The following is a 6605-nucleotide window of genomic DNA, read 5'->3' as shown; positions in this document are numbered from 1 at the left end:
ATGGCCAGGAAATGCGTGACCAGAACCGGCGGCGCGCTGAGTGTGACCTTGCCCTGCAAAGGTGCCTGATTCGCGCGGGTATGCCGTTCGATGGCGAAGGCTGCGGCCTCCATCGCCTTGGCCTGCTCGAACACCTCAATGCCCGCAGCCGTCAGGCGGCAAGCGCGTGGTAGGCGCTCCACCAAGGCAACTTGCAGTTCGTGCTCCAATGCCGCCAGCCGTCGGCTGACGGTGGCGTGATCCACACGCAGGGAGCGGGCTGCTCCAGACAGGGTCCCAGCCCGGCCCACTGCGAGGAAGTGACGCAGATTTTCCCAATCAAACATCGGTGTGTTTTCTCCAGTTTGGATTGCAACTTTAGAGAATTTACGCATAGATTGCCGAGGCCTAGCATCCGCCTTGTTCAAGGTTTCGGATGGCTATATATGACCTCTTCATTTTCCCCACGCGGCACGTTGGTCGCGGCTGCGCTTGGCTTCGTTGTGGTGCTGCTGGACGTCAGTGTCGTGAACGTCGCACTCGACACATTGCGCCGTGAATTCGTCACTGACGTGGCGGGGCTGCAATGGGGCGTCAATGCCTATACGCTGGTATTCGCCGCACTGTTGTTGACCAGCGGCGCGCTTGGCGATCGCTTCGGGGCACGGCGTGTGTTTCTTTGCGGCTTGACGCTATTCACGTTGGCGTCAGCCGCTTGTGGCTTCGCCGTCGATCTCCCGATGCTGATCGTTGCCCGCTTGATTCAGGGTATGGGTGCGTCTCTGCTGGTTCCCAATTCGCTGGCCATGTTGCAGCGCGCTTTTCCGGACAAGCAGCAGCGCAGCCGGGCCGTGGGCTGGTGGGGCGCCATTGGAGGCATCTCGCTGGCAGCCGGGCCGGTGCTGGGCGGGGTGCTGGTCGCTCATTGGGGCTGGCGTAGCATTTTTCTTATCAATCTGCCGATCGGACTGCTGGGCGGTTATTTGACGCTCCGGTACACCGTCACCGACGAACCAAGCCATGGCCGAAGCCTGGATTGGCTTGGGCAGATTGCTGCGGTCCTGTCGCTGTCAGCGCTCACGGCCGCACTCACGGAAGTCGGGCGATTGGGGTGGGGGAATGCCTGGGTTCAAGGCGGGTTGCTGATGGCAGCGATGAGCGTTGCCGGATTCATCTGCATCGAGTCGCGCAGCGCTTCACCCATGCTGCCGCTGGGACTATTCCGTGTGCCGGCGTTCTCGATTGCGTCGATTTCCGGCGTCATCGTCAATTTCGCGTACTACGGTCTGATTTTCGTGTTCAGCCTGTTCTTTCAGATCGAACAGCAGCTTTCTCCTCAGCAGACGGGGATGGCATTTCTGCCGATGACGATTGTGCTGATGGCGGTCAACGTATTGGCTGGCCGCCTGATCATCCGGATCGGCGCGAGGCGGCTGATGATGCTGGGTTTGCTTATCGCAGCACTGGGATATCTGTTGCTTTTGCCAGTGCGTATCGATGGAGCCTACGGCTGGCTGGTTGTGCCGATGCTCATGGCGGCAAGTGGCATTGCCTTGATGGTTCCGACCATGACCAACGTCGCATTATCATCCGTGGATGCCACGCGCGCGGGGATCGCATCGGGCGTGCTTAATACTGCGCGTCAGGTGGGTGGTCTCCTGGGTGTGGCCGTCTTCGGCTATCTCGTACGCGATACTGGGCAGCAGGCTTTCATGCAGGGCATGCACTGGTCGATCGGTATGGCGGTCATGCTGCTGTTAGGCGGAAGTGTCATATGCTGGCTTTGGCTTGGTGCGGAGAATCAGCCGGAACCTCACGTCAGGCACCCCAAAGCCTAGTGCGCGAGGAGTATGAGCATTCTCATGTATGTGGAACTGCCGGGACGGTCATCGCATGGACGACACCCAGCACTCCAACGTTTTCCCGCCGCTGACTATCGATCAAATTCGTGATCTGGTTACGGCAGACGATCAATCGCGGATGGGTCCGTTTTGTGATGGTGGAGCGGTGGCAGCGCTGGGGCAGCAGACCGAGATCGGCCATTAACGGTCCTCCGCGACGACGCGGCGGGTGTCCGTCCTGCGACGCATAGCGGACATTTATGAAGTGCGGTGGAGATTCATGGTAGTGCCGCGTTGACCGATGTATGCTTTTGGTCCGCGGGTTCACGCTCAAACAACAATGATTACCGATCGCGACATTGAAGCTTTTATCGAATGCGCAGACAAAGCGTCCCAATCGCCGCTGGAGCTGAACGGCGAAGCCCGTGACGATATCCAGGCGCGTGTACATGCAACCGTTTGTCCTGGCGAACGTTCTATGAATGACATGTACACTCTAGGACGGACAATATTTCGCCGCGCCCAACTCCAACCCGGGCTCCATGCCTACGCGGCTTACGCTCGGCAGTTGACGCACTTCACATCGAGTGAAAAGACGTTTTGTGACTTCAGCGAAACTGACCGTTGGTGCGAGGCGATTCAGTATCTGGATCTTCTACGGCGCCTGCCAGGTTCCTTGTTCGATCCAGACAGCACCGTTGGCATGGAGCGCGATATCGCAGTAACCACTGCCATTGCGCGACTGCAGCAGGAAGGATATCGGTTTTCCCCGAAAGACGAGCGAATCGATTTTGTTGAAGGAGAACTGGACCGTTGTGCTCAGGACCTGTTCGATGATTTCTGTAAGGTGGATGGATTTCGAATCTCCTACCTTCTGTTACGTCATCTTCAGAAAAATAACCGATTTAAAGGTGGGCGCTATCTAACAGGGCGCATCTCTCGGCCACTTGCCGAGGCAAACCCGAAACCCGCACCGCCCCTTGGCTATCTGCTGAATCTTGCGGCTGCCAACCTTTCCGTGGAGCGCGTTCAGAGGTACACCGATGAAGCAGTGCAGAAGATTTTTGAGAAAGCAGCCGATATAGTTGCGGCACTTGATGTCGAATCCTACAATCCGTATGCGCATATGTACTCATCGCATGATCGCCTACCCATCTATCTTCGCGAGATGTTCATCGCGGATCACGCGCTAGCGTTTCGGCAGATCAACCCAGCGGACGCCTTAGAAATGGTGAACGGTCTCTTTGACTGGGTCGACAACGATGTCGTTCGTTCGAAGATGGGGTGGTCCCTTGAAGATCTATTCGCGTTGATGCGATGGCTCTTTGTCTGCGTCTCACCTGAAGCGATTAACGCCACGCTCAGTCGGGAAAGTCTTGAGCACTCGGGAATTCCCAAGGATCGATTGCAAAAACTGCTGGAATACATATCGCACAATCCGTCGAGTATAAACGCGGAATATCGCGCGCCCGATGCGACGAAGGCGGACATGGGCACGAAACCATTGATTGCAACCACGGACGGCCGTTATTTCTTGTTTTCTCTTTCCATAAGTGCCGTCGGATTCTACGAGGTTGCTGCCGCGACATTGCGGAGTGTATTCGGATCACGCGCGGATCAAGACATTGGGGATGCAATTGAACCCTTCGTTGCAAAAATGTTCGAGAGTCGCGGAATCGAGCCATCTGTGCTGTCAAAGAAGTACAGCATGCACGGAGTAGAAGGTGAATGTGATCTCATCGTCGAAACGGATCGAGCGATTCTGCTCATCGAGTTGAAGAAGAAATCAATGACGCGTGCGGCACAGGCCGGCGATTCATACAGCGGATTTTTTGACCTCTTTGGAGGGGTGTTGTATGCGCAGGAACAACTGGGCCAACATGAGCTTTTGCTGCGGCGATACGGCAACCTTGAATTCGAGGATGGAACGCAGGTAAGGCTGAACAATCGCAGCGTTGAGCGATTGGCGGTGACACTTCTAGACTGGGGCGGAACGCAGGACGGCATGGTACTCAGGGGCATCGCGCCGGTCTTGATCGGATCATCGCTTAACTACCCGAATGCGACCGAGGATCAAATCAAGCAGCTTGCGAAGGTAAACAGAACGTTAAGTGCGCTCGGCACGCAACAGGCCGAGCTGCTGGAACTCGGAGTTGAGCCGCGGGATTTGCATACAAATTGGTCATTCATGAGCGTACCGCAACTCATGGCGCTTTTGAACGGTGTACATGATGCGGACAGCTTTTATACCGCTCTGCGGAGCGTCCAATCAGTCCACACTGGCTCTCTGGATTTCTACCAGGACCTTGCGTGGTGGCCCGACAGCGCGCGTGCCGCGTGGACAAAGAAAGACAATGTGAAGATGCCATCTGCAAGCGGGGAGCTTCCCGCGACATAATCACTGAATGACCGCGTGTCCGCATCACGGGGGATGGTCCGTACATGAGGCGAGAAAGTGATTACCAGATTGAGTGGGCCAGCGGTTGACACCGAGACCTTAGAGAGTGAGTAGTGAGGCGGTCGACAGATGCATGGAACAATGACAGCGGTCACGCAAACGATCCCTCCGACTGTCCGGTCTCACGCGCTCATCAGACAATGTCGAGAGGGTGCCGTTAGGCTGCTTCGGGTCGGTTTCTGCCGACCACGTCGGGCAGTTGCCGGTCAGGAAGCGCCGCCCAAACAGGATTTCCAGATGGCCGTTTTCGCGCCAACAATAGACCGTCCGCAGACGGCGCGATGACTCGCCAGTTATCGGATTTCGCGGACGGCTTTAGTCAATCACTGCCCGGCCGACTTTATGCAAAGCATCGGCGAGCGCATCAAGCGAAAGGGAGCCGATCGCCAATCGAAGTGCATGAGGGGTGTTCGGCGTGGTCGAGAACGGCTCGGCCGTCGTCACCAGGACGCCGTCACGCTCCAGATCGGCCGCGACACGGTCGGCGCGCAGGTCGTCGGGCATCTCAAGCCACAAGTAGTAGGATGTGGGATGCGCAATGATCGATCCGCCGCGCAAGATGCGGCGCGCCAGCATCTGCCTGTGCCGCGCATCCTTGCGCTTTCGATCCTCGAGCGTATCGACGATCCCACTATCGATCCATTGGCACGCCAATGCGACGGTGAGCGAGGGCGTATTCCAAGTCGACACGCGGATCGCCCGCTCGAGCGCCGGCATCAGGCGCTCCGGCGCTGCCACGAATCCCACCCTCAATCCCGATGCCACGCTTTTCGATAATCCTGATACGTATACGGTCCGGTCAGGCGCGTGCGTGAAGACAGGCTTGGGTGCAGGCTCGGCAAGGAAAGCGTAGGCGCCGTCCTCGATGATGAGAAAGTCATAACGTTCAGCGAGTTCAGCCAGGCGCATCCGGTCCGGCTCGCTCATAACCCAGCCGAGCGGGTTATGCAGCGTGGGCATCGTATAGAGGGCGCGCACGGGACGTCTCCGGCAGAGTGCATCAAGCCGCTCCAGATCCAGACCACTGCCCACACGTGGCGGTATCGGCGCGAGGTCGAGCCGGTGTAGTTGCGCCAGCGCTTTCATACCGGGGTAGGTCAACGCGTCGATGGCCAAGATGTCGCCGGGCTGGAAAAGCCCCATGACGGTCACAGCCAGCCCCTGTTGCGCACCGTTGACGATCAGGATTTGTTCGCCGGGCACCCGAATGTCCCGATTGCGCAAATGTCTGGCAGCAGTTTGCCGTTCGTGCCTGCGCCCGCCTTGCGGTGCGGAATGCAGCAGGGCATCAAGATCGCCGGAGACTGCGAGGTTGCGTAGCCCGGTGCGCAACAACTCGACCTGACCCGGCAGCGACGGATAGTTGAAGGTCAGGTCGATTGCATTGGATCGCGCCGGATTCTGCTCCAGCCCCAGCCCGCGCGGCAACGAGGTATCGCGCACGAACGTGCCTCGCCCCACTTCGCCGACCACCAGTCCGATGGCTTCAAGTTCGCCATACACGCGCGAGGCGGTCGCCAGGGCGACACCGTGCTGCTTCATCAGCGAGCGGACGGTGGGTAGCTGCGTGCCAGGTGGTAGTGCGCCCGCACGAATGAGGGAGACCATATGGTCGACGATGGATTTGTATCGTGGCTCACCCATAGCGTGTATCTAGAACAATTTTTTGTTTGTATCACTGACAAAGATTACGCTGCGATCTCCATCTACGCAAATTCCTACCAGCATGATTGAGACATCAACCTTATTGATCTTCGCTGGCGCGGTCATGGCGTTGCTTCTGTCTCCGGGCCCAAACATGGCCTTCGTGATGGCGCATGGCATGACCTATGGGCTTGGGGGTGGCGCGGCGGCGGCGCTGGGCATTGGCTTGGCCGACCTGATCCTCACCGTGCTGACGGCGACTGGCGTGACTGCGGTGGTCACGGCATGGCCACCGTCGTTCGACCTGATCCGCTACGCCGGTGCGGCTTATCTGCTGTGGATGGCCTATAAGGCCATGCGCCGGCCAGGTGAACTGGGTCAGGTGGCAGCTTCCCAGGCGACGCTGCGCTCGGTCTTCGTGCGCGCCATGCTGAACAGCCTGCTGAATCCGAAGGCGCTGCTGTTCTTCATGGTTTTTCTGCCGCAATTCGCCGATCCCGGCAAAGGCCCGGTCGGGCAGCAACTGGTCATGCTCGGCTGTGTCCTGACCGCTATCAGTACGGTGTTTCACACGCTGCTCGGTGCTGTCGGCGGCGCGGTGCGCCGCTTCTTTTTTGATCTTATTTCATCAGCTCCTGCACCAGCGTCACCAGGCCGCTGACGCCCACGCCGATGTACACCAC

General features: G+C 58.3%; 6 protein-coding genes. 4 read left to right on the top strand and 2 right to left on the bottom strand.

Annotated elements, in window-relative coordinates:
• Positions 1 to 326, bottom strand: a 326-nt coding sequence (locus KH616_RS19590) for a LysR family transcriptional regulator (RefSeq protein ID WP_292249797.1), incomplete at its 3' end; no start/stop codon positions are given.
• A 99-nt stretch (positions 327 to 425) separates the two neighbouring features.
• On the opposite strand from KH616_RS19590, the gene KH616_RS19585 reads away from it, so the two are divergent.
• From KH616_RS19585 to KH616_RS19575, 3 genes are all read left to right on the top strand, one after another.
• Positions 426 to 1817, top strand: a complete 1392-nt coding sequence (locus tag KH616_RS19585; RefSeq protein WP_292249796.1) for an MFS transporter — start codon at positions 426 to 428, stop codon at positions 1815 to 1817.
• A gap of 55 nt (positions 1818 to 1872) precedes the next feature.
• Entirely contained in the window at positions 1873 to 2025 is a 153-nt protein-coding gene (locus tag KH616_RS19580) for a hypothetical protein (RefSeq protein WP_292249795.1), read from the top strand.
• 135 nt (positions 2026 to 2160) lie between these two features.
• Positions 2161 to 4218, top strand: coding sequence for a hypothetical protein (locus KH616_RS19575; RefSeq protein WP_292249794.1), 2058 nt, complete (start codon positions 2161 to 2163; stop codon positions 4216 to 4218).
• 375 nt (positions 4219 to 4593) lie between these two features.
• Here KH616_RS19575 and KH616_RS19570 read toward each other — a convergent pair whose 3' ends face one another.
• The gene (locus KH616_RS19570; RefSeq protein WP_292249793.1) at positions 4594 to 5922 is read right to left on the bottom strand and encodes a PLP-dependent aminotransferase family protein; all 1329 of its coding nucleotides are present in this window, start codon (positions 5920 to 5922) and stop codon (positions 4594 to 4596) included.
• An 82-nt stretch (positions 5923 to 6004) separates the two neighbouring features.
• Between KH616_RS19570 and KH616_RS19565 the strand changes: the two genes are divergently transcribed.
• Positions 6005 to 6583, top strand: coding sequence for a LysE family translocator (locus KH616_RS19565; RefSeq protein WP_292249792.1), 579 nt, complete (start codon positions 6005 to 6007; stop codon positions 6581 to 6583).
• Positions 6584 to 6605 lie beyond the last annotated feature (22 nt).

It is taken from the genome of Burkholderia sp., from assembly GCF_018375725.1.
GTDB lineage: Bacteria > Pseudomonadota > Gammaproteobacteria > Burkholderiales > Burkholderiaceae > Burkholderia.
This window is presented reverse-complemented; position numbering and strand designations above follow the sequence as displayed.